Below are 20,361 nucleotides of genomic sequence, written 5' to 3'. Positions count from 1 at the left end.
GTAAGGAACATATTATGAAAACAAGATTAAAAAACCCCTTAGCTTTGGTGCTTTGTTCAGTATCGCTTTTTGGGTGCAGTACTATGCGTAGTGACTTTGAGCAGCCAGAACTAGCAATCCCGGAAAACTGGTCTCAAGATCGTCTTCAATCACAACAGACGTCAGCTACGGCAGTAGAGCAGCTGGATAAATGGTGGGAGTTGTTTGACGATCCACAATTAGATGACTTGATTGAGCAGGTATTGCAGTCAAATAGTGACCCGGCTAAAGCCACGCTGACTCTTAAAAAAGCAAGACTGGAAGCCGGGTTGAGTGAAAACAACAAAATACCCGAACTTGGCTTTTCACACACTTCATCGTTCGAACATGATATAGATGATAACTCTTCCGATACCAGTTTTAGTTCCAGTTTATCCTTGAGCTATGAGCTGGATTTATGGGGGCGTGTTGATGCAGCAGCTGATGCGGACGATTGGAATGCGAAGGCTAGTTACGAAGACAGAGAAAGCACAGCTCAGAGCCTTGCAGTGACCGCTGCAACACTTTATTGGAAATTAGGTTATCTCAATCAAATGATCGCGCTAACCGAACAGAACATCGAAGGTACTGAAAGAGTCGCAACACTGACCAGGCGTAAGTTTGATACAGGCTCCGCAACTCGATTAGAGGTGCTCGAATCAACACAGAGTCTATATGGTCAGCGGGTACAGCTCAGCCAGTTACAGCAAGAGCTATCCGAGACAAAACTTTCGATTTCGATGCTGTTAAATCAGCCGTTACAAGAATCTGGCTTTAATATCGAACAACTTTCCACATTACCAGTGCCGGATATTGCACCAGGAGTACCTTCAGAGCTATTACTTCGCAGGCCAGATATCAAGGCTGCCCTGTACGCACTGAAATCATCACTTGCAACAACAGATTCAGTAAACGCAGGTTATATGCCCACTTTAACCTTAACCAGTTCACTGAGTACTTCTTCATCTGATTTACTGGAATTACTGGAAAATCCTATAGCTAAATTGGGAAGTGGGCTTGTTTTACCCTTTTTGGAATGGAACGAGATGGAATTAAACAAAAATATCTCTGAGCTCGATTATCAAATGGCGGTAATAAACTACAGAGATACCGTGTATTCAGCAATGGAGGAGACGGCGAACCTGCTTAGCGCAAAACAGCACTATCGTTACAAAGGCGGGATATATAAAGAGCAATACACTAATGCCAAGGAGATAGAGGCCATATATTCCAGCAGATATCAATACGGAGCTAGCGACATGATTGACTGGATTATAGCGATGGAATCTAGGCGCAGTATTGAATCTTCGTTTTTGGAAAACAGATACAACCAGTTTGTGATTCAAGCAAAGCTTTATCAGTCGCTTGGTGGGAGTGATATTGCGCCTAAAACTTTTACTCAATAGATATATACTTGTAGCAAGAAACGATATCTTTTTTGATATAGGTGCTCACTTGCGACTAATCATTGCTTTCATATTAATTATATTTATCTCAGGGTGTGCCACTTATGGTACCCCTGTAAATAAACCGTTAGAAGCTACTCAATATCCTTCTAGCCGATATTCATATGCTAACTCCGTAAATAGATATAATTCTGGTGAGTTTATGATTGTCGTATCAATATCTGGTGGAGGAACCCGAGCGGCCGCTTTTTCATATGGTGTAATGAAGGCTCTTAATGAACAGCTGGTAGACAAAAATGGCGAGTATGTCACTGTTCTTGAAGAAGTTGATAAAATTAGTTCTGTATCCGGGGGAAGCTTTACAGCTGCTTACTATGGTTTGTATGGTGATAAACTGTTTACTGACTTCGAAGACGAATTTCTTTATGACAATGTCAGTAGTTCATTAATATGGCGTTTAATGAACCCGCGCCTTTGGCTTTCAACCTCCGGTATAACACAAGAAGCGGTCTCCTATTATGAGAATAAGTTATTTAAGGGAGCGACGTTCGCTGATATCAATCAGGATGAGCGACCATTAATAGTTATAAATGCTTCAGACCTGGGTGGAGGTGTTCGTTTTTCATTTATTCAAGAGTACTTCGATCTGCTTTGTTCTGATTTGTCCAGTTATCCGATATCCCAAGCTATCGCGGCATCTTCGGCTGTTCCAATCGTGTTTAATCCAGTTGTGCTAGAAAACTATTCAGGATGCGGTGACCAGAGTATTTTGACGTTCACCGACCAAAAAAATTAAACTCGGTTACAAAATCGACTTTAAAAGGATTAGAAGGGTACTCTGATAAGTCTCGAAATAAATATATTCATCTTGTAGATGGAGGGATAACAGATAACCTCGGACTATTGTCACTTTACGATATGATGGCAATAAGAGGTGGTAGAGCCAGTTTTTTTGAACAAATTAACGCGGAAGTAATGCCTTTTGTTGTATTTATTTCCATAGATGCTTCTGTGAATTCGGATACTTCGTTAGGGAAGTCAACCAAAGAGCCGGGAATAGTCGATACCCTTAATTACATGAGCGATATTCAGATTCACCGTTATAACGATATAACAAAAAATCTTATGCTGAGTACGCTCAACCAGCGTTCTGAATATGCTATGTCAGATAATACTCCGGTAAGCAGTTACTTTGTTGATATCAACTTAACCAATATTAAAGATATAGAGAAGAGATATTATTTAAACAATATACCTACAGATCTAAATCTTGAAAATGAACAAGTTGATGCACTAATTTCGGAAGGCTATCACCAGATATTAAGTAATCCAGAATTTAATCGATTTTTAGATGACGCAAAAATCGGTGAAGTGTAGCTCTCATTGGTTCAAGCAATACAGTTAAAGATAAGTCTTAATCACAGGCCAGATACCACCAGTCTATGGCTGGCGGTAATTACTAGGTATCCTCGGGTTACTGTATTTTCCGTCGCTTTTTGTGGTTACAATGCGGTATGGCAAAACGACAAAATTATAAATACTTACTATGAATGTTGATATCAATGCATTGAAACACCACCAACTGGTCGAAGATGGCGAGCTGGAGGGGTGTTACATTCATCAGCCTGTACAAGGTAGCCGAGAAGACGACGAGCCGGTTTTGGCAGAGCGTCAGGCACTGGAAAGGATGGGATATAAGGTAATACAGGTTCGGGCTAAAAGTGGGACAACAACGTTTGCAGAGGCTATGCAAAAGCTTGCGAAGAAGATTGGTCACCAGCCCAAGGGATAGGTGAAAACTTATCCCTTGTTTGATCTAACTAAGGCGAAAAGGGCAGTGCTAGTTTAACGCAAAACCATACAACTGCTAGAAATCGTAACTTAAACTCATAGTGGTATAGATTTCATCGTGATCTTTATCGGATGCGACATTGGTGTTGTAGATGTATTTTGCGTCTAAGACCAGAGAAAGATCCTCCATCAGTTTATTCTTAATACACGCATCGGTAGTATATTTAGTGTTTGAATCACCATATTCCACTTTGCTGCCACCACCAATTGAGAAGCTCTTGCTCAGTTCTTTGGAGCCTTTTATATAAGCGGAGCCAATCATCTCACTGACTTCGTCGTATGGATAATCTGGGTCATCTGCTTGACGTTTGGTATAGCGGAAACCAGGGCCTACACCTAATTCAAGTTTAGTTTTCTTTTCATCGAATAGCTTGTAAGCCAGACCAGTATTTAAAGTGTACGTTTGACGGTAGGTTTCATATTGATTATAGATGTATTCGTTTTCGATATATCCAGACCATTCATCACCCAAATCATAGCTCGCTTTGTAATACAGCGAATACTTGTTCGTACCTTCGTCGCCTTCTTCGTTGGTATAGTAGCTGCTAAATTTAAAATCCTGGGTTAATTTATTTGGTTTGTAAGTTAACCAGAATGCTGAGTTAAAAGACATGGATGTGTTGCTGGTTTCCGAATAAAACAGGCCAACTTTAGCTCCAGCTTTTAATGTATCGTCTTTTTTATCTTGACCGTTTGAGTTATCTGCGAATACACATCTTGAGGAGAGAGTAAGTAGGACAGTGGCGGTAAATAGTTTTAATTTCATTAGGTTAACTCCAATTTCCCCCGAACTTTAATACAAAATCTGCCTCTGGTGTCAGATGAAAGCAAAATATTAGTGGAATATGCTGCGGTGAATTCGCAGTGGAAATAAATCAGCTTTGTTGATCTCGGTCTAGTTATTTTCTGTTTATCCCCCGTTCGGGGGATGAGATTTTCCTCGATAAGAGGACACTAAAGCATTATATGGCTGCTTCAATTATTTATTCTCATTGGATGTTATGTGAGAGGCTCTATGCGCTATCTAAAGATCATTTCAATCTTATCTATTTTGCTTCTTACAGGGTGTACTAGTTTGACGGTCATCCAGGGAGCATTTGCAATGAAAAACGGAACTCAGTCCGAAATGATTGAAAAAATGGGAGGGAGGGCTGCGTTTGAGAAACTTGATGCGCTTGAGCTTTCAATGTTGTGTGGAATGTACGCTACCAGCGGTAAAATTAACACTTATATAGATTGTGCTGAGGTATTTGTACGGCGCTTCAAAGATAGTACTGATGCTGCAACTCACTTTATGGTAGTCAATACACATGAAGGTTTAGCTCTATCTCTGAATGGACTTGGTCGTTACTCAGATGCTAACCAGGCTATCGATAGGGGCTTAGAAATTCTCGAAGAAAAAAATCTTCGTGATCACTCTATGTATGGCGAGATGATTCGTACCGCTGAAATCGAGTTACACGGATTTAAGGCTGTTATAGCACGTCAACTTGGAGACGCCAGGACAGAGCAAGAGTCGTTACAATTTGTAGATAACTCAATGCCTTGGCTTGATGATCAAGTCGTGGAACTCCGTCAAAAGACCAGAAAAATACTCGCCCAAGTCTATTTCTCTCTGGAAGACTATGACAAAGCAGCAGATCTAGCCAAAAAGCTGCCACCGGATCCCGAGGTTGAATCCGGTTGGGATAAAGTGACAGATGGTGTCGATGCTGTACTAACCTTAGGACTATCTGTGGCCCTGGATGCTTATGAAGAAAAGAAAATGGAGGAGCTCGAAGAAGAGCTGGATCTAGCGTTTGATACAAGTTTGTATTTTCAGGGTAGGGCCGACCTTGAGGGGGGTAGATATGAAGAGGCGCTAGTTAACTTTAAGAGGCTAGAAGGATACACATCAATATCTAAAGACTTCAACCTGCACTGGATGTACTGGTTTGATTATGCCAGAACGTATTTAAACTTAGGTGATCAAGAGCAGGCTATCACGACACTGAGAAAATCGATCGAAGTGATTGAGTCTCAACGCACCGATTTCAATAGTGAAATGGGTAAGATGGGGTTCTCAAGAGGGAAGCAACAGCCATATGAGTATATGGTTAACTATCTGATTGAACAGGGTGACTTTGCTGAAGCCTTTGCTTATGTCGAGCGAGCTAAAGCCAGAGCGCTTGTTGATTTGATGGCATCACGCGAGGACATAAGCTTTGGAGAAAGCGATGAAGCCGAACAGTATTTAGCTCAACTCAATCAATTTGAGTCTCGTATTCAGATGGGGGCAGAGTCGGCTCCAACGAACGATACGAGAGGATTAGTACCAAAGAAACAATTGAAGAAAAAGTATCCTGAACTTGCCTCGCTGATTAGTGTTGATACGTTGTCCAGTGACGAGGTAGGGAACCTCCTCAAAGACGGAGAAGTACTTGTTGAATATTATTTATCCGAAGATAAGTTGTATGCATTTGTTCTGGATGGAGCGCAGTTAAACGTATATCCACTCGATAGTCGCAATCTAGACCAGAATATCAGGGATTTTCGCACAGCTCTAAATAAACCAGGTAAAGAGTGGATTAAACCTTCCAAAGCGTTGTACCGACAACTTCTCAGGCCTTTTGGAAAAAGAATTCACAATAAAGATCTGATCATTGTTCCCCACGGTCCTTTGCATTACCTTCCGTTTGCCGCCCTACACGATGGGAGACGCTTTGTTGTCGACAAAGCCAGAATCCGATTTATGCCAAGCGCATCTGTAATGAAGTATGTGGGTCACAACCAAAACATTTCGGATAAGATTTTGATTCTGGGTAACCCGGATCTAAATAACCCTGAAACTGATTTGCCTGGAGCTGAAATTGAAGCTCAGGCTATAGCAGGGTTGTGGTCAAGTGCTGATGTTAAGTTGAGAAGTGAGGCGACTGAAACCACAATCAAAAACGATGCTGCCAATTACGGAATATTCCACCTGGCAAGTCACGGCATTTTCAATGCAGAAACACCATTAGAGTCCAGCTTATTGTTGGCTCCGGATAGCTATAACGACGGGCATCTCACCGTGGCTGAAATCTATGGCATGAGCTTAAATGCAGATCTGGTGACACTATCAGCTTGTGAAACCGGGCTGGGCGATATTGTTAGTGGTGATGATGTCGTTGGGCTAAATCGCGGGTTCCTATATGCAGGCGCAGACTCTATTCTTTCCAGCCTCTGGCCTGTTGAAGATAAACCAACCGCTTACTTTATGACTTCTTTTTATGGTTACCTTAAAGAGAATGAAAAAGTTAAAGCGTTACAGTTAGCTCAAATCAAAACGCGTAAAAAGTACCCACATCCGTCACGCTGGGCTGCATTCCAGTTGACGGGAGCATCTGACTAATAGGAATGGTATGAATCGAGCTTTATTATCCTCTATTCCACTTGTTTTGTGTTTAGTAGCCGCTGGCCTTAACGCCCGAGTTTTAGAGGGAGAGGGCTATGGGAAGACTGTTGATAGTGCCAAAGTTGCAGCGGTGTCTGCGCTTGCTAACAGCATCTACGTTGACGTAGAAAGTAAGTCTTCTGTTTATCAGGATAGCAAAGGAACGGATGACTTTAGTTTTCAGGCAAATCTAACCACCAATATTCCCATCATCGGGGTAAAGTATCGCTGTAATCAGGATAGAGGTGAACATTTTTGTTCTGCGTTGCTATATGAGAGAACGGCATTGCCTCTGTATCAAACTCAGATCGCGAATCACGCTAAACTCATAAATAGTAAGTACGCTTCGTTACCATCTTTAGATCAGAATGCTCAACTTGATACCTTATATTCAATCCTTGCGGAGCTAAATCAATATGGAAAGCTCAGTCTTGTTGAGCGATTTTTGTCGGGTCGGGAAACAAATTTAACCACACCTTCAGTTAGTATCGAGCAAATCAACGCTACGATCGATGACCTGGAAGGCTCGGTATCCAGCCTTGAAGTTGCTGCAAAGCTAATAGGCAGAAGGTTAAAGTACGAGAAAATCTATGTAACCCCCATCACGCTATCTAACTCACGAGAAGTGACTCCGTTTTCATCTGCTCTTACCGAGCAGTTAAAGACAAAAATAAACTCGGTTCACAAAAGAAACCTGGCTAACTATTTTCTCAATGGAAGGTATCAGCAAAGCAAAAGCGGAATTAGAGTCAGCTACAATCTTTCGGACCAGGAGGGGAATACTGTCGAGGCGATTGTAGTTAGTATGCTGCCGCAAAGCTATAAAGACTACAGAACCACTCCTCTTGCACCTGACTTTGATCAGCTACTGCATCATGGCTATGCGGTTTCAAGTGAATTTAAGACGAGCCTCGCAACCAACAAGGGGATGCGTAATCTGGTTTTTCACAATGGTGAAGAAGTAGAACTCCTAATGAAAATGAATAAGCCAGGCTATTTCTACCTGGTGGGGCATACAAAAAACACGGAGAGTGAACAGTCCTACCTAATTGAACTAAATGAAGCCCATGGTGACAGGCGATTTATAGGGTATACGAATGCTGATGATGTCAATAAGTGGGTATCTTTGGGTGAGTTCGTCGTTGAAAAGCCTTTCGGCTTAGAAAGTATTCAGTTGCTAGCATCTACGAACGATTTGGTAGGAGCTCTACCATCATACAAGTATGTATCTAACAGTGGCTACTACGTGATCTCCTACAAGATAGAGCAAGGAGTAAGGATGACTCGTGGACTCAAGAAAGTTAAAAAAAGTGAGTCCAGCAGTACGGAATCAGTTTTGATGTTTACGACAGAAAACAAATAATCAAATTTAACAATAGAGTTAAAAAGGTGGTCAAAATGAAAGTAAGTAAGTCTATTATCGCCCTAGTTTGTGCTGGTGCATTAGGGGCTTGTAGCAGTACATCTAATGAACCTCAGGGTCAGGTTTCAACTAACCAACCTGTAGAAAAAAGCTGGTGTACCTTTGACGACGGAAAAACAGAAGCTCCCGAGTTCTTTTGCACAGGTGCTATCGACAACTTTGCCGTAACTGGTCGAGGCTCCTCCCCTAAATCTGATGCTGGTATGAATTATATGATGCAGCAGGCAGCGCTCGCCGCTCGAGTAGAACTTGCGCAAAACGTCCGGACTCAGGTTAGCAATATGGTTAAGAATTATCTCGGTACTACTGGTGTAGCAAAGAGTGAGACTATTGATGCTGCTGCCTCTAGTACCTCAGAATCTATCACTGATGAGTCTTTGATGGGATCTCGTATTGTTCGACGTATTATTGGCCCAGAAGGTGAAGTTTATGTCTGGGTCGCAATAGATGAAAATAACCTTGTTGCAACCGCTCAAAATGCGATTCGAACAAGTATGGCTAACGATGAAGCTGCATGGCAGAAATTCCAGGCTGAAAAATCTCATGAAGAGATGGCAAAAAAAATCGCTGATCTAAGAAACCTGAACAACAACTAAGGCTGGGTTCTGGTACGACTGACAAGCATCTTTGCCAGTCGTACCAGAGTGTTACTTCCATTGCACGGTTTGCTGTAGGAGTACTGTTATGAAAAATAAAGGTTTGGTTTCTGCGACGCTAACAATGGCTCTGTTGTGTTTGAGTAAAGCATGTTTCGCTAATGAAGAGTTTGAAACGTGGAAGAAAAATCAAAGCAGCGACTTTAACTCTTACCTTAGTGCAGAGCAGTCAGCGTTTAAAAAGGCACTTGAATCTGAATGGGAAAGTTTTCTGCTATCTCAACCAGAACAGCTATATGAGCAGCCAAAGTTAGACGAGCCACCTATAGCTAAGGATACTCCAGATGAGAAAAAAGAAGATAATCAGGAACCAAGTATTTCCCCACCGTCAATTGACACGCCTGAGCCGTCGCAGCCACAACAAAATCCGTCTTCACCGCCAGTTGCTCCTGACTACGAGGATATCGCTTATTTAGGCAAGGTCTACCAGCTACCAAAAATCAGCCTTAGTTATCTTCCATTAAGTGCTGAGGCTATAGATATATCAAACGCATGGGAAAGCTTATATCCCGATATCATGAAAGTAGTGAGTCATATTAGCGAGGCTTCAGAGACGAAAGCACTTTCTGATTGGGGGCTTATATCGTTGCTTGATCTATACTCGGAAAGTCAATCTCATGGTGATGAAAACGGACAAAAACTTCTGCTCTGGGCATTGCTGATGGAACTGGGCTTTGATTGTAGAATCGCGTACAACCAAACCAACCTGTTTGTTTTGATGCCAAGTATGCAAAAAATATATGGTAAAGCTGCATTAAACATGGATGGACGAGACTTCTATATTTTGAAAGGCGGTAGCCCTGAAGGCTCACTGTACACGCACACTACGACGTTAGATAACCCGAAGAGTTTTGACTTTTCATTTCAGAATCAGCCTGCTGTATATGAGTTCTCATCGCAAGCGAAGACGTTATACGACGCCTATAGTGGTCTAGCAGTAACTTACCAATCATATTCGCAATTGGCTTCCTATTATCGCTCTCATCCTTCTCTCGATTTTGTCTGGTACTTTCGGGCTCAGCCGAGTGGTCGTCATTACGAATCCTTGGTAGCAGACTTAGAGCGAGAGCTTGAAGGGCTTTCAGAGCTTAGTAAAGTGAATAAGCTTCTCAGCCTTGTTCAGCATGGTTTTGAATACCTGCGCGATGATGAACAGTGGGGAGAAGAATACTATGCGACTCCGATGCATACCTTGATGCTTGATGCTGTTGATTGCGAAGACCGCTCCTTTTTATTTGCATTTCTTGTAGAGCAAGTCGTTGGATTAAAAACTGTAGGCCTCAAGTATCCCGGCCACCTCGCGGTAGCTGTCGAACTAAATGAGAACCACCCAAACCCCGAGGCTGATTATGTCGATGTAGACGGGCACAAATTTTATGTTTCAGACCCAACCTACATAGGAGCAAGTGTCGGTCAGGCTATGACGATATTCGATGGTATTGCGCCTTCTGTGATCGACAAAAACATTTTATGACAAGCCTTACTACTGGGCTGCATTCCAGTTAACGGGTACGCCTGATTAAAGTAATGGGCAACAGTAGTAGCCTAACGGAATCAATACACATAGTGATCCGTCAACAACGCCACAAACAGCAGCATCAGGTGATAGATGGAAAACTTAAACGTCTGGATAGCTGTTTTTTCATCACTACGATACTTGAGTTTCCAGGCGTGGTAGATAAATCCTCCGCTAAGAACGATGGTTGAAGCGAGGTAGATCATTCCGCTCATACCAACTAATACAGGGAATAGGCAAACCAGAAATAGCAAAATTGTGTATAGCAGGATACTGGTTTTGGTGTATTCAACACCATGAGTCACGGGGAGCATCGGGATGTCAGCTTTTGCATAGTCATCTTTGCGGTGAATAGCGAGCGCCCAGAAGTGAGGCGGTGTCCAGGTAAATATCAACATCACTAACAGCCACGCATTCGGATGAAGCTCCCCGGTAACGGCCGTCCAGCCTAATAGCGGTGGCATTGCGCCTGCGATGCCTGCAATCACAATATTCTGAGGCGTCGCGCGTTTTAAGTACATGGTATAAACTACTGCGTAGCCCAGCAAACTCACAAATGTAAGCCATGCAGTAAGCTCATTAACCCCAGCAAAAAGAATGGCGAAACCCAAGGCACCTATTGCGGAAGCAAACAGAAAAACATCGACTGAATTTAAGTCACCAGAGGGCAGTGGTCGTTTGTGCGTTCGAACCATCATGGCATCGATTCTGCGGTCAATTAGGTGGTTGTATGCCGCTGCGGAGCCAGCCATTAGGCCAATACCAATTAGTCCCAAAATGGTTTCCTGAAGTGGTAGCGCCGCTGGTACGGCTAAACACATTCCTACTACTGCAGTTAGCAACATCAATGCGACCACTTTAGGTTTGGTTAGTGTTAAATAGAGCCGCCAGCGGGAGACTTCGAGCAGTTCGGCGTTTTGTGTCGATAGGATTTTACTCATTGGAGCCTCCGGTATTTCTGACTAGATATTTATTTAGTGTTTCCGTTCGTTGCTTGGAGTTTGATGTGGCAAAAATCAGATAATTGATCTGTACAGTGCATGCCAGTAGCAACGCACCACCAAGGTTATGCAGTACCGCAACGCTAAGCGGCAGGTTAAATACAATATTGCTGACACCCAGGCTGAGTTGGATAAGAAGCAACCCCAGCAGTAGAGCGGAGATGCGCTGGAATCCATCTTTTTTGGCCAGTTTCCAGCACAATATCCCTACGGTGAAAAATGTCACGATGGCACCGAAGCGGTGGGTAACGTGAATGGTCATCCTTGCCGGGTATTCCAGAACGCCAAACTCATAGTTTTCGTAGCCCGGTTGGTAAAGCGTAAAAGCGTTCCGGAAATCGAGAAAACTGATCCAGTCGCCCTGACAAATTGGCAGGGTAGTGCACATCAACGCGGCATAATTTGAGGATGTCCATCCTCCAAGAAAGATCTGGATTATTACAACAAGCAGAGCAAAAGGTGCCAGAAAACGAAGGGAGATTTCGGTTGTTGTTATTGTTGTTGTCGGCACCGTTGTAGTGAACCTTGCATGGAGTAACACCAGAAGGCAGAGGAGCGTGAAACCCCCAAATAGATGAGCCAGTACGATAATTGGCATTAGCTTTAGGGTCACCGTCCACATACCAAGCAGTGCTTGTGCAATGACAAGTGTGCTCAAAGACACTGGCAGCAAGATTCCTGCGGTTTTTGCTTTTAACGCCAGGTAAGTAATCGCAAATATCAGCAGACCTAAAGAACCAGCAAAATACCTATGAACCATCTCTGCCCAGGCTTTGGACTGATCAACCGGGGTGGAAGGGAAAAGTTCCGTAGCCTTTTGTATTTCTCCGGTGCTGTTTGGAACCGTTAGTTGTCCATAACAGCCAGGCCAGTCTGGGCAGCCTAAACCAGCATCGGTTAGCCGGGTGTAGGCACCAAGTACGATAACACCCAGGGTAAATACAACCGCGAACCTCACCAGCCAGACTAAACGCATTTCCTTTACACCCATATTTAACTCCTGAACTTTTAGCCCTTACCCCACACGTGAAAGTTTGAGAAGCTTACGCAAGTCTGAAAGCAAATCTTTGCTCTGCGCCTGCAACTCGTTTTCGCTGTTGATAGCCGGATACTTCATAACAAGCTGACCAAGCGGATCGGTAATAAGGTACTCAGAGGTACTCACTTTGTTTAAAAGTTCTGTATTGACCTCGATGGTTGTCAGCCCTGAGGTATCAACAGCCTTATCGCTGCTATTGGTAACTAAGACAACAGGAGAAACGCGTGGCTGATATTTACCGAGTGCGACATGACTCTGTTTAAGGATGTGGAGCTGTCGTTGGCAAAACGTGTCACAGTGTTCTGGTAAAACAAAACCGAGATGCCAGTTGTGTTCAACCTGGCTGGGGATGGAAATCTCTAAATCAGAATAGGTCAGCCTTGGTTCAATCAGTTCTCCTTTGTTGGTTACACCAGACTGATACCAGTCCTGTACAAGGATGACTTTGGCAATGATCGCTGGAAGCGCAAACAGCATTATCAATGCCATTAGTATAAAGCGTCCTCTGTTGCGAGTTCTCTGCTCGCGACCGTTGGATTGTGTATCGGTAATCGAAGCGTTCATGCGTTGCTCCCTGTCTTTTTGCGTGTAGTCCTGATAAACAGAATGACCATCAGAAGTAACCAAACCGCAGCCATCGAGAACCACTGGAAGGCATATCCATAATGCTTGGCTGATGCCATAGGTAATGGTTTCCATGGTTGTGGAAGTGGCCAGGTACCTATTGAGATTGGTTGAAGAACATAAGGTAATAATGGTAAACCTAACTCTTTCTCTAGCTGCTTGAGGTTCAGATTCTGGATGCGAAAGTGCGAAAGGTTTTCCAGCATCAGGTCAAAACTCAAAGGGTTGGCCATACGTGAATAAAGCCGCCCCTGAATTTCACCATTGGGGATACTAAGTGAGACTTCTGGTAGAACCCGCCTGTCCACATTACCGGCAATAAAGCCGATCTCTGCTAAGAGATAATCGGAAGAAAACGCAGTCTGCACTACCTGATACACCAGATACCCGGCCTTGCCATCGTGTACCTGATTATCAAGATAGATTCTGTAATCGTCAGGTTTACTGTACACAGTAGTCGTAACTCGGAGTCCAGTAATATTGTTGTAGTTACCTGCTATAGATTCTAACGGTACAAACGGTGCATCAGCTCTATGTGCCAGCTGCTTTTCAATCGCGGTTTTTTCCTCACCTCTGCTTACTTGCCATAAACCCAGTTTGACCAACGCTGTAAATACAACCAAAGTTAACAGAGTCAAAACAACAAAAGATGCACGTCCCGCAACTGAGGTCGTGACAGGAGAAGCAGATATGTCTCTGGTGCTAAAAGTCGTTCTTGTATTGCTGTTACTTTTCATCATATTCAATTTGGTAAAAGCGCTTATCCAAATGGTCAGGGAGTCGGAATCCGACAATCAACCCCCTATGAGCCACTATCTTGGCAGGAGGCTGATGCTTTCGGCCCTGGTCGTTATCCTGCTTATCATTGCTCTAACCTCCGGTTGGATTGCCCCTAACCCGAGACCTTATTAATTATTACTGTATGTTCATCTCCACCAATTCCGACACTTCCATAGAGCCGCACATTTCCAGAAACGGACATAAAGATGCATGAACAAGAGCATGTTCGATAGATTCGGCTTCGATGATGGTGTAGCCGGACATTCCGGTTTTACCACCTTCTCTTACTGAACCATCTGGGCTTACTATGTGAGTATTAGTCACTGGATTGGCTGGGCTAACAACAGAATCACCAAGCGAAGCAAGCCACTCTTTGTATCTCTTCATCTGCTTTTTGCTCTCTTCATGTGAAGCTGGTGGATTCCCGTCAATGTATACAAGCAAATATCGAGGCATAACGTCTTCCTCTGTCAGAGAACATAAACAAAGACAAACAGGCACAGCCAGACGACATCGACAAAATGCCAGTACCAGCTACCAGCCTGAAAGGCGAAGTGATTGGTCGAGGTAAAGTGATCGTAAGCAATTCGCCCCAAAAGAACCGTTAGAATGATGGTGCCAAGCAAGACGTGCATTCCATGAAACCCGGTCAACATAAAGAAGGTATTACCGTAAATGCCTGACTGCAAAGTCAGGTTCATTTCCTGATAAGCATGAATGTATTCTTCCGCCTGATAGAACAGGAACAGGCCAGCCAGAACGATAGTTATCTCAAGCCAGAAAACCAATGCGGTACGGCGATCTTTCTCCAGACTCACATGAGCGAAGTGCAAAGTAACCGATGAGGTAAGAAGAATAATGGTGTTCATCAGTGGCAAACCTTGCCAAGGCATTGCTTCAGTTGTGATACCGGAAGGCGTTAAGGTTAATGGCCAGATAGCTTCGAAGGCAGGCCATAAAACTTCATGGGTCATCGCATTGTTATCTGCACCACCGAGCCAGGGAACAGCAAATATACGTGCATAAAACAGTGCGCCAAAAAACGCGCCAAAAAACATCACTTCAGAGAAGATAAACCAGCTCATTCCTTGTTTGAAGGAACGGTTTATCTGCCTTGAATACAAACCAGAAAGGGATTCGGCAATTACGCTGCGAAACCAACCAGCGAACATATAGAGCAAGACAAAAAAGCCGATAGTTAGAATCCACTTCCCGACAATACCCGTGGCACCGTCAGATGCTGTTCCTTGCACGGTTAAGCCGGCTCCGACAGCAATAAGGAATAAAGCGATAGCGCCAACTATAGGCCAGCTACTTTGTGCGGGTACGTAATAGGTTGGGTGTTTAGAATCAGAAGTATGAATACTCATTTGATTCTCCTTTCGTTTAGCACTTGATTAAATGCCAGTTGTTCGGTGTCGGTGACCTTGTCACTTATGTCGAATAGCGTGTATGAAAGCGTCAGGGTATTTACTGAATCGGGAATATCGGGTTCGATATAAAAGATCAGCGCCAGTTCAGTACTTTCCCCGGCTGCTAATGGTTGTCGATTGAAGCAGAAACACTCCATCTTATTGAAGTAGGTTGCTGCCTGACCCGGGGAAACAGAAGGAACTGCCTGTCCGACAACAGCGTGATCCGAAAGATTCTCAATCAGGTATGCGGTCTGAATCACTTCACCGGGGTGGACGGATAAAATCTTCTCTTTTGGTTTTAGCTTCCAGGGCATACCTGGTGGAATATGAGCCATTAGTTCGACCGTAATAGAGCGAGACATATCAACCGGCATACCGTGAGGCTGAACCGCTGCGACTTCGCTGGTTTTCCCGTTGATACCTAAAACATCACACATCACGTCGTAAAGTGGCACTAACGCAAAACCAAAGCCAAACATCGCAATGGTCGTTGCAATGAGCTTTAGGGTTAGCTTGTGGTTTGCCTTTTTGGTATCCATAACGTGGCCTTGATTGTCACTCGTTAATCAATCTTGGGCGGCTTTTCGAAGGTATGATGCGGAGCCGGGCTTGGCACCGACCACTCCAAACCTTCTGCTCTTTCCCACGGTTTAGCGCTGGCTTTTTTGCCACCACGAATACACTTAATAACAACCCAAAGGAACAGCAGTTGTGATACTCCAAATGCGAATCCACCAATAGAGACTATCTGGTTAACATCTGCAAATTGAATGGCATAATCGGGGATGCGCCTTGGCATACCTGCCAGCCCCAGGAAGTGCATAGGGAAGAACAAAATGTTGACCGAGATAACCGACGTCCAGAAATGCCACAAGCTTAGGCGTTCGTCATACATATGCCCCGTCCACTTCGGCAGCCAGTAATAAGCCGCCGCCATTATTGAGAACACTGCGCCGGACACCAGAACATAGTGGAAATGGGCAACCACAAAGTAGGTGTCGTGGTACTGGAAGTCGGCTGGGGCAATTGCCAGCATCAGACCAGAAAATCCGCCGATTGTGAACAAAACGATAAAGGCGATGGAGAATAGCATCGGTGTTTCGAAGGTCAGAGAACCCCTCCACATTGTTGCTACCCAGTTAAACACCTTAACGCCAGTCGGAACTGATATCAGCATGGTGCAGTACATGAAAAAGAGTTCAGCAAACACCGGCATGCCAGTAGTGAACATATGGTGCGCCCATACAAAGAAAGAGAGTAGGGCGATACTCGCTGTGGCATAAACCATAGAGTGATAGCCGAAAAGTTTTTTACCAGAAAACGCTGGGATGATTGCTGACATAATTCCGAATGAAGGTAGGATCATGATGTACACTTCCGGGTGACCAAAGAACCAGAATATATGCTGGAACATTACTGGGTCGCCCCCTCCGGCAGCGTCAAAGAAGCTGGTACCAAAGTATTTATCGGTAAGCACCATGGTTACCGCTCCTGCCAGCACTGGCATCACAGCAATCAACAAAAATGCGGTAATTAGCCAGGTCCAGACAAACATTGGCATCTTCATCCAGGTCATACCCGGCGCACGCATATTAACAATGGTCACGATAACGTTTATTGCTCCCATGATGGAGCTGATACCCATGATATGAACCGAGAACACAAAAAGGGCAGTACTGTCAGGGGCATAAGTGGTGGAAAGCGGTGCATAGAAGGTCCAGCCGAAATTGGGGCCGCCACCTTCAGTAAACAGCGAAGCGAGTAGAATTAAAAAGGCGAACGGAAGAATCCAGAAGCTCAGGTTATTCATCCTCGGCAGTGCCATATCAGGCGCACCAATCATCATAGGAATCATCCAGTTAGCCAGCCCGGTAAAGGCGGGCATCACTGCCCCAAAGACCATGATTAAGCCATGTACTGTTGTCATCTGGTTGAAGAAGTTTGGGTCAACGAGCTGAAGCCCTGGTTGGAACAACTCTGCCCGGATGACCATTGCCATCGCACCGCCTGTAAAGAACATCGCCAGACTGAATAACAGGTAGAGAGTGCCTATGTCCTTGTGGTTTGTTGAATATACCCAACGAGCCCAACCCTTAGGCGTGTGATGTTCGTGATCGTTCGCGATGGTTCCTGCGGTAACCGATTCAGACTCGGCAGCAGCCATTTTCTCTTTGTGGTCAATGGAAGGTTTCATTGAGCATCCTCCGGATTATTACTCTCCAGACTATTAGCACCGGCATTTTTGAACTCGTTAATATCAGAGGCTTGTACCAGGTCTCCGGTTTTGTTGTCCCACGCATTACGCTGATAGGTAATGACCGCAGCAATTTCTTTTTCGCTGATCTGATCGACAAAGGCTTGCATTGCAGTACCCGGTCTGCCATTTACGATAGTGTCGATGTGGAGCGATACATCTCCCGTCGCAATGGCACTTCTGTTAATCGCAGGAAATACGCTCGGTAATCCTTCACCATTTACCTGATGGCATACAGCGCAACGTTCTGTGTAGATAGTCTCACCAAGAGTCATTAACTCTTCCATCGACATAGTGCTCGTTAATGCCGCCTGTGCCTGAGCGCGTATTTCGGCTAGCTCTTGCTTCTTATCAATGAGCCACCGATCGTAGTCGCTTTGGGTCATTGCGTGTACAACGATAGGCATAAACCCATGCGCTCTGCCGCAAAGTTCCGCACACTGTCCCCGGTAAATTCCAGGCTTGTCTATCCGGGTCCAGGCCTCATTAATAAATCCGGGAATGGTGTCTTTTTTAACGGCGAAGTCCGGCACCCACCATGAATGAATTACATCGTCAGAAGTGAGCAGGAAACGGATTTTTTTATTGATCGGCAATACAAGGGGGTTATCCACCTCAAGCAAATAGTGCTCACCTTTTTCGGCATCGCCTTCAATTTGCTCTGGCTTAGTGCTTAGCAAGCTCAGGAACTCTATATCTTCGTTAAAGTAGCTGTAATGCCACTTCCATTGAGAGCCGGTAACTTTGACAGTAATGTCCGATTGAGAGGTGTCTTCCATAGCAAGAAGTGTTTTTGTCGCCGGTATAGCCATACCTATAAGAATAAGAACAGGGATGATGGTCCAGATAACTTCCACTTTGGTATTTTCAGTGGAAATCAGCAGCAACCGCGCCTTTGGATTTTCTGTGTTTGAAAATGGAATAGAACATAATGCCGAATACAACAGCAGCGATGGCGCAGCAGATATAAAAGATGAGCATGTGAAGCTCATAAACTTTTTCACTGATATCAGTCACGCCTTTGGTAAGGTTTAGCTCTGATTCTGCATGTACTGTTGACGTTGTTATCGCGAATACGGCATAAGCGAACAACAGCCGGATGGTCGGTTTCTGGTGCACTCGGTCTCTCCCTGACACTCAAATCCATCTTTTTTAAGTTCACTCCTTAACGGGATTGCCGAAAAGAAGTAATCTCACGTAGTTAGCTGATTGTTATTTTTATGTTAATTAAGGCTAGGTGCGAAATGGGAATTGTTCAAGAAACTGATAAAAATGTTAATGTTGAAAAATATAACTTATTGAATATTATGGCTGGGGATTAATAAAAGTAATGTTGTATTTGATCTTGGTGTTTATTTGAACAATAGTTAAATAAATGTTAATGCGAACTGGTGATCGTGATCCCAAGTATAGTCAGTTTCGTACTAACGACTAATGTTGATGCACTGCTATATAAGATAACAACAAGAAAATGTCGTAGGCCGAGCATCGAATCGACTGTGACGCGCTTTGTTCAATGTTCTTTGTTCAATACTGGCGCTTCACTTAACGAGAATCGATCAAGGAGGATATATGCCTCGTACGGTACATCCATCAGACTTACACAGTAAGAAAAAAGAGTCGTCTACGCATGCAGAATATGCAAAGACAATCCCATGTAACCAACTCAGTGTCTCTGCTCCTTTCCATTGGTTGTCACTGGCACTTCATGACCTGATCCGAATGCCTTTGATAAGCGCGTTTTACGGACTCTGCTTTATGGCAGCGGCAGTAGCTATTGTCCTGCTTATACAATGGCAGGGTACCCATCTGGTTGTATTGCCCGCTCTTGTAGTGTTTATGTTGATTGGCCCATTCCTGGCGCTCGGCTTGTACGATGCAAGTTGGGAGCGTGAGCAAGGGCATGATGCAAGTCTATTCCACTCTATGAAAGCGATAGGCCGAAACTCATCTTCTCAGTGGGCATTTGCCGTTCTGCTCGCCGTAGCGATGATCTTCTGGATGCGAATTGCAGCACTTTTACATGCTGTATACCCATCCGTTCAGGGAGCACCGCTTGCTGACTTCGTTCCATTCCTTGTAATTGGTTCTGTGGTCGGATTTATTCTGGCTTGTGTCGTCTTTAGTATTTCCGCATTTTCAATGCCATTAATGCTCGAACGTCAGGTAGATATGATGAGCGCCGTATTTACTAGCTTCAACGCGGTGAAATCCAATATTCCAGCGATGATTGTTTGGGCGGCACTTATCTGTGGAGGTGTGTTACTCGGATTTGCTACATATGGAATCGGAATGCTGGTTACGATCCCTCTGTTAGGTTTTGCGACATGGCACGGTTACAGAGAAACCATCAAACACGATCATCATGTATAACCAATAAGTTGTTTAAAGTAAGTGCCCCGGCTTGATTCCGGGGCATTTACTTTTCTATTTTTAGTTAAGTGGGAAGAGTCAACTTAGTGGGATAACTAACATATCGACAGGAATAGACTTGAGCATTCTTTTGGCAGAAGAATTTACGGTATGCCAAAAGTCCTGATGGTGTCCGGATACGATAAGATCAATATCGTAAGCCTCAACAACACGCTCTAGTTCTTCAGATAGTCCACCACAACTTATCAATGTATTTTCAACGTCGCACGATACATTGTTTTTAAGTGCGGTTAGCTGGGCGTGTAATTTCTTCATCAACGGATTGTCATCGTTTTCTGCTACTAATGAATTAACGATCTGGCGAGTAAAGTCGTCGTCTTGTACAACATCGACGTGGATAAGAGAGAGTTTTGCACCTACAGCAGAAGCAAGCCCGGCTGCTTTATCAACCAATATGCTACTTTCATCACTTAGATCGACTGCAACAAGTATATGTTTATAAGTCATTAGATTTTATCCTTATTGTTATTGTCTATACATTTAATTCTAGATAAGCAGAAATAATATGCCGAGAGCTTGGTTCGATAATTGTT

Annotated in this window: 22 protein-coding genes; 10 read left to right on the top strand and 12 right to left on the bottom strand. The window is 44.0% G+C overall.

What is annotated here, in order from left to right; genetic code table 11:
- Positions 1-14 precede the first annotated feature (14 nt).
- The 4 genes from P7F88_RS21485 (at position 15) to P7F88_RS21470 (ending at position 3,216) form a co-directional block, all read left to right on the top strand.
- A complete protein-coding gene (locus P7F88_RS21485) occupies positions 15-1,424 on the top strand; it encodes a TolC family protein (RefSeq protein WP_277828122.1) in 1,410 nt (469 codons plus the stop codon).
- A gap of 202 nt (positions 1,425-1,626) precedes the next feature.
- On the top strand, positions 1,627-2,220 hold the full coding sequence (locus tag P7F88_RS21480; RefSeq protein ID WP_277828120.1) for a patatin-like phospholipase family protein: 594 nt from the start codon (positions 1,627-1,629) through the stop codon (positions 2,218-2,220).
- A gap of 122 nt (positions 2,221-2,342) precedes the next feature.
- On the top strand, positions 2,343-2,801 hold the full coding sequence (locus P7F88_RS21475; protein ID WP_277828118.1) for a hypothetical protein: 459 nt from the start codon (positions 2,343-2,345) through the stop codon (positions 2,799-2,801).
- A 169-nt stretch (positions 2,802-2,970) separates the two neighbouring features.
- Positions 2,971-3,216, top strand: coding sequence for a hypothetical protein (locus tag P7F88_RS21470; protein ID WP_277828116.1), 246 nt, complete (start codon positions 2,971-2,973; stop codon positions 3,214-3,216).
- Positions 3,217-3,291: 75 nt separating this feature from the next.
- Here P7F88_RS21470 and P7F88_RS21465 read toward each other — a convergent pair whose 3' ends face one another.
- The gene (locus tag P7F88_RS21465; protein ID WP_277828113.1) at positions 3,292-4,041 is read right to left on the bottom strand and encodes a DUF481 domain-containing protein; all 750 of its coding nucleotides are present in this window, start codon (positions 4,039-4,041) and stop codon (positions 3,292-3,294) included.
- 336 nt (positions 4,042-4,377) lie between these two features.
- Here P7F88_RS21465 and P7F88_RS21460 point away from each other — a divergent pair, with 336 nt between their 5' ends.
- From P7F88_RS21460 to P7F88_RS21445, 4 genes are all read left to right on the top strand, one after another.
- A complete protein-coding gene (locus P7F88_RS21460; RefSeq protein ID WP_277828111.1) occupies positions 4,378-6,645 on the top strand; it encodes a CHAT domain-containing protein in 2,268 nt (755 codons plus the stop codon).
- Positions 6,646-6,655: 10 nt separating this feature from the next.
- Positions 6,656-8,050, top strand: coding sequence for a hypothetical protein (locus P7F88_RS21455; protein ID WP_277828109.1), 1,395 nt, complete (start codon positions 6,656-6,658; stop codon positions 8,048-8,050).
- Positions 8,051-8,085: 35 nt separating this feature from the next.
- Positions 8,086-8,706 (top strand): LPP20 family lipoprotein, encoded by a 621-nt coding sequence (locus P7F88_RS21450; RefSeq protein ID WP_277828107.1) that lies wholly within the window; start codon positions 8,086-8,088, stop codon positions 8,704-8,706.
- Between the two features lie 88 nt (positions 8,707-8,794).
- A complete protein-coding gene (locus P7F88_RS21445) occupies positions 8,795-10,240 on the top strand; it encodes a hypothetical protein (RefSeq protein ID WP_277828105.1) in 1,446 nt (481 codons plus the stop codon).
- Between the two features lie 80 nt (positions 10,241-10,320).
- Here P7F88_RS21445 and cyoE read toward each other — a convergent pair whose 3' ends face one another.
- Genes cyoE through P7F88_RS21425 form a run of 4 tightly spaced genes read right to left on the bottom strand, consistent with a single transcriptional unit; the run spans position 10,321 to position 13,740 of the window.
- A complete protein-coding gene (gene cyoE, locus P7F88_RS21440; RefSeq protein WP_277828103.1) occupies positions 10,321-11,223 on the bottom strand; it encodes a heme o synthase in 903 nt (300 codons plus the stop codon).
- Complete coding sequence (locus P7F88_RS21435) at positions 11,216-12,274, bottom strand: COX15/CtaA family protein (protein WP_277828101.1); 1,059 nt, start codon at positions 12,272-12,274, stop codon at positions 11,216-11,218. The genes cyoE and P7F88_RS21435 overlap by 8 nt, the downstream gene beginning before the upstream one ends.
- A gap of 24 nt (positions 12,275-12,298) precedes the next feature.
- Positions 12,299-12,886: a hypothetical protein gene (locus P7F88_RS21430; RefSeq protein WP_277828099.1), complete on the bottom strand. Its 588-nt coding sequence runs from the start codon at positions 12,884-12,886 to the stop codon at positions 12,299-12,301.
- Positions 12,883-13,740, bottom strand: a complete 858-nt coding sequence (locus tag P7F88_RS21425) for an SURF1 family protein (RefSeq protein WP_277828097.1) — start codon at positions 13,738-13,740, stop codon at positions 12,883-12,885. Before P7F88_RS21425 ends, P7F88_RS21430 begins: the two co-directional genes overlap by 4 nt.
- On the opposite strand from P7F88_RS21425, the gene P7F88_RS21420 reads away from it, so the two are divergent.
- Complete coding sequence (locus P7F88_RS21420) at positions 13,637-13,858, top strand: DUF2909 domain-containing protein (RefSeq protein ID WP_277828096.1); 222 nt, start codon at positions 13,637-13,639, stop codon at positions 13,856-13,858. The two genes, P7F88_RS21425 and P7F88_RS21420, sit on opposite strands and share 104 nt — an antisense overlap.
- 3 nt (positions 13,859-13,861) lie before the next feature.
- On the opposite strand, the gene P7F88_RS21415 is transcribed toward P7F88_RS21420, so the two are convergent.
- Genes P7F88_RS21415 through P7F88_RS26530 form a run of 6 tightly spaced genes read right to left on the bottom strand, consistent with a single transcriptional unit; the run spans position 13,862 to position 18,514 of the window.
- Positions 13,862-14,182, bottom strand: coding sequence for a YciI family protein (locus P7F88_RS21415; protein ID WP_277828094.1), 321 nt, complete (start codon positions 14,180-14,182; stop codon positions 13,862-13,864).
- Between the two features lie 14 nt (positions 14,183-14,196).
- Complete coding sequence (locus P7F88_RS21410) at positions 14,197-15,096, bottom strand: cytochrome c oxidase subunit 3 (protein WP_277828092.1); 900 nt, start codon at positions 15,094-15,096, stop codon at positions 14,197-14,199.
- Entirely contained in the window at positions 15,093-15,680 is a 588-nt protein-coding gene (locus tag P7F88_RS21405) for a cytochrome c oxidase assembly protein (RefSeq protein ID WP_277828090.1), read from the bottom strand. Before P7F88_RS21405 ends, P7F88_RS21410 begins: the two co-directional genes overlap by 4 nt.
- 23 nt (positions 15,681-15,703) lie before the next feature.
- Positions 15,704-17,305 (bottom strand): cytochrome c oxidase subunit I, encoded by a 1,602-nt coding sequence (gene ctaD / locus P7F88_RS21400; RefSeq protein ID WP_422128576.1) that lies wholly within the window; start codon positions 17,303-17,305, stop codon positions 15,704-15,706.
- Between the two features lie 26 nt (positions 17,306-17,331).
- Positions 17,332-18,282, bottom strand: a complete 951-nt coding sequence (coxB, locus tag P7F88_RS21395; protein ID WP_422128374.1) for a cytochrome c oxidase subunit II — start codon at positions 18,280-18,282, stop codon at positions 17,332-17,334.
- Positions 18,263-18,514, bottom strand: coding sequence for a cytochrome c oxidase subunit II (locus tag P7F88_RS26530; protein WP_422128372.1), 252 nt, complete (start codon positions 18,512-18,514; stop codon positions 18,263-18,265). Before P7F88_RS26530 ends, coxB begins: the two co-directional genes overlap by 20 nt.
- Before the next feature lie 453 nt (positions 18,515-18,967).
- Here P7F88_RS26530 and P7F88_RS21390 point away from each other — a divergent pair, with 453 nt between their 5' ends.
- Complete coding sequence (locus tag P7F88_RS21390; RefSeq protein WP_277828086.1) at positions 18,968-19,768, top strand: DUF2189 domain-containing protein; 801 nt, start codon at positions 18,968-18,970, stop codon at positions 19,766-19,768.
- Positions 19,769-19,846: 78 nt separating this feature from the next.
- On the opposite strand, the gene P7F88_RS21385 is transcribed toward P7F88_RS21390, so the two are convergent.
- Positions 19,847-20,275 (bottom strand): universal stress protein, encoded by a 429-nt coding sequence (locus P7F88_RS21385; protein WP_277828083.1) that lies wholly within the window; start codon positions 20,273-20,275, stop codon positions 19,847-19,849.
- Positions 20,276-20,361 lie beyond the last annotated feature (86 nt).

The organism is Vibrio hannami (genome assembly GCF_029589055.1).
In the GTDB taxonomy this organism is placed as follows: Bacteria; Pseudomonadota; Gammaproteobacteria; order Enterobacterales; family Vibrionaceae; genus Vibrio; species Vibrio hannami.
Note: the sequence above shows the minus strand (reverse complement) of the source record. Positions and strands in the feature narration are given on the sequence as shown.

Bases quoted from the DNA above. Each gene is read 5' to 3' on its own strand.
- P7F88_RS21485 (WP_277828122.1), top strand. From the start codon at position 15: ATGAAAACAAGATTAAAAAACCCCTTAGCTTTGGTGCTTTGTTCAGTA.
- P7F88_RS21480 (WP_277828120.1), top strand. From the start codon at position 1,627: ATGATTGTCGTATCAATATCTGGTGGAGGAACCCGAGCGGCCGCTTTT.
- P7F88_RS21475 (WP_277828118.1), top strand. From the start codon at position 2,343: ATGATGGCAATAAGAGGTGGTAGAGCCAGTTTTTTTGAACAAATTAAC.
- P7F88_RS21470 (WP_277828116.1), top strand. From the start codon at position 2,971: ATGAATGTTGATATCAATGCATTGAAACACCACCAACTGGTCGAAGAT.
- P7F88_RS21465 (WP_277828113.1), bottom strand. From the start codon at position 4,041: ATGAAATTAAAACTATTTACCGCCACTGTCCTACTTACTCTCTCCTCA.
- P7F88_RS21460 (WP_277828111.1), top strand. From the start codon at position 4,378: ATGAAAAACGGAACTCAGTCCGAAATGATTGAAAAAATGGGAGGGAGG.
- P7F88_RS21455 (WP_277828109.1), top strand. From the start codon at position 6,656: ATGAATCGAGCTTTATTATCCTCTATTCCACTTGTTTTGTGTTTAGTA.
- P7F88_RS21450 (WP_277828107.1), top strand. From the start codon at position 8,086: ATGAAAGTAAGTAAGTCTATTATCGCCCTAGTTTGTGCTGGTGCATTA.
- P7F88_RS21445 (WP_277828105.1), top strand. From the start codon at position 8,795: ATGAAAAATAAAGGTTTGGTTTCTGCGACGCTAACAATGGCTCTGTTG.
- cyoE (WP_277828103.1), bottom strand. From the start codon at position 11,223: ATGAGTAAAATCCTATCGACACAAAACGCCGAACTGCTCGAAGTCTCC.
- P7F88_RS21435 (WP_277828101.1), bottom strand. From the start codon at position 12,274: ATGGGTGTAAAGGAAATGCGTTTAGTCTGGCTGGTGAGGTTCGCGGTT.
- P7F88_RS21430 (WP_277828099.1), bottom strand. From the start codon at position 12,886: ATGAACGCTTCGATTACCGATACACAATCCAACGGTCGCGAGCAGAGA.
- P7F88_RS21420 (WP_277828096.1), top strand. From the start codon at position 13,637: ATGTCTCTGGTGCTAAAAGTCGTTCTTGTATTGCTGTTACTTTTCATC.
- P7F88_RS21415 (WP_277828094.1), bottom strand. From the start codon at position 14,182: ATGCCTCGATATTTGCTTGTATACATTGACGGGAATCCACCAGCTTCA.
- P7F88_RS21410 (WP_277828092.1), bottom strand. From the start codon at position 15,096: ATGAGTATTCATACTTCTGATTCTAAACACCCAACCTATTACGTACCC.
- P7F88_RS21405 (WP_277828090.1), bottom strand. From the start codon at position 15,680: ATGGATACCAAAAAGGCAAACCACAAGCTAACCCTAAAGCTCATTGCA.
- ctaD (WP_422128576.1), bottom strand. From the start codon at position 17,305: ATGGCTGCTGCCGAGTCTGAATCGGTTACCGCAGGAACCATCGCGAAC.
- P7F88_RS21390 (WP_277828086.1), top strand. From the start codon at position 18,968: ATGCCTCGTACGGTACATCCATCAGACTTACACAGTAAGAAAAAAGAG.
- P7F88_RS21385 (WP_277828083.1), bottom strand. From the start codon at position 20,275: ATGACTTATAAACATATACTTGTTGCAGTCGATCTAAGTGATGAAAGT.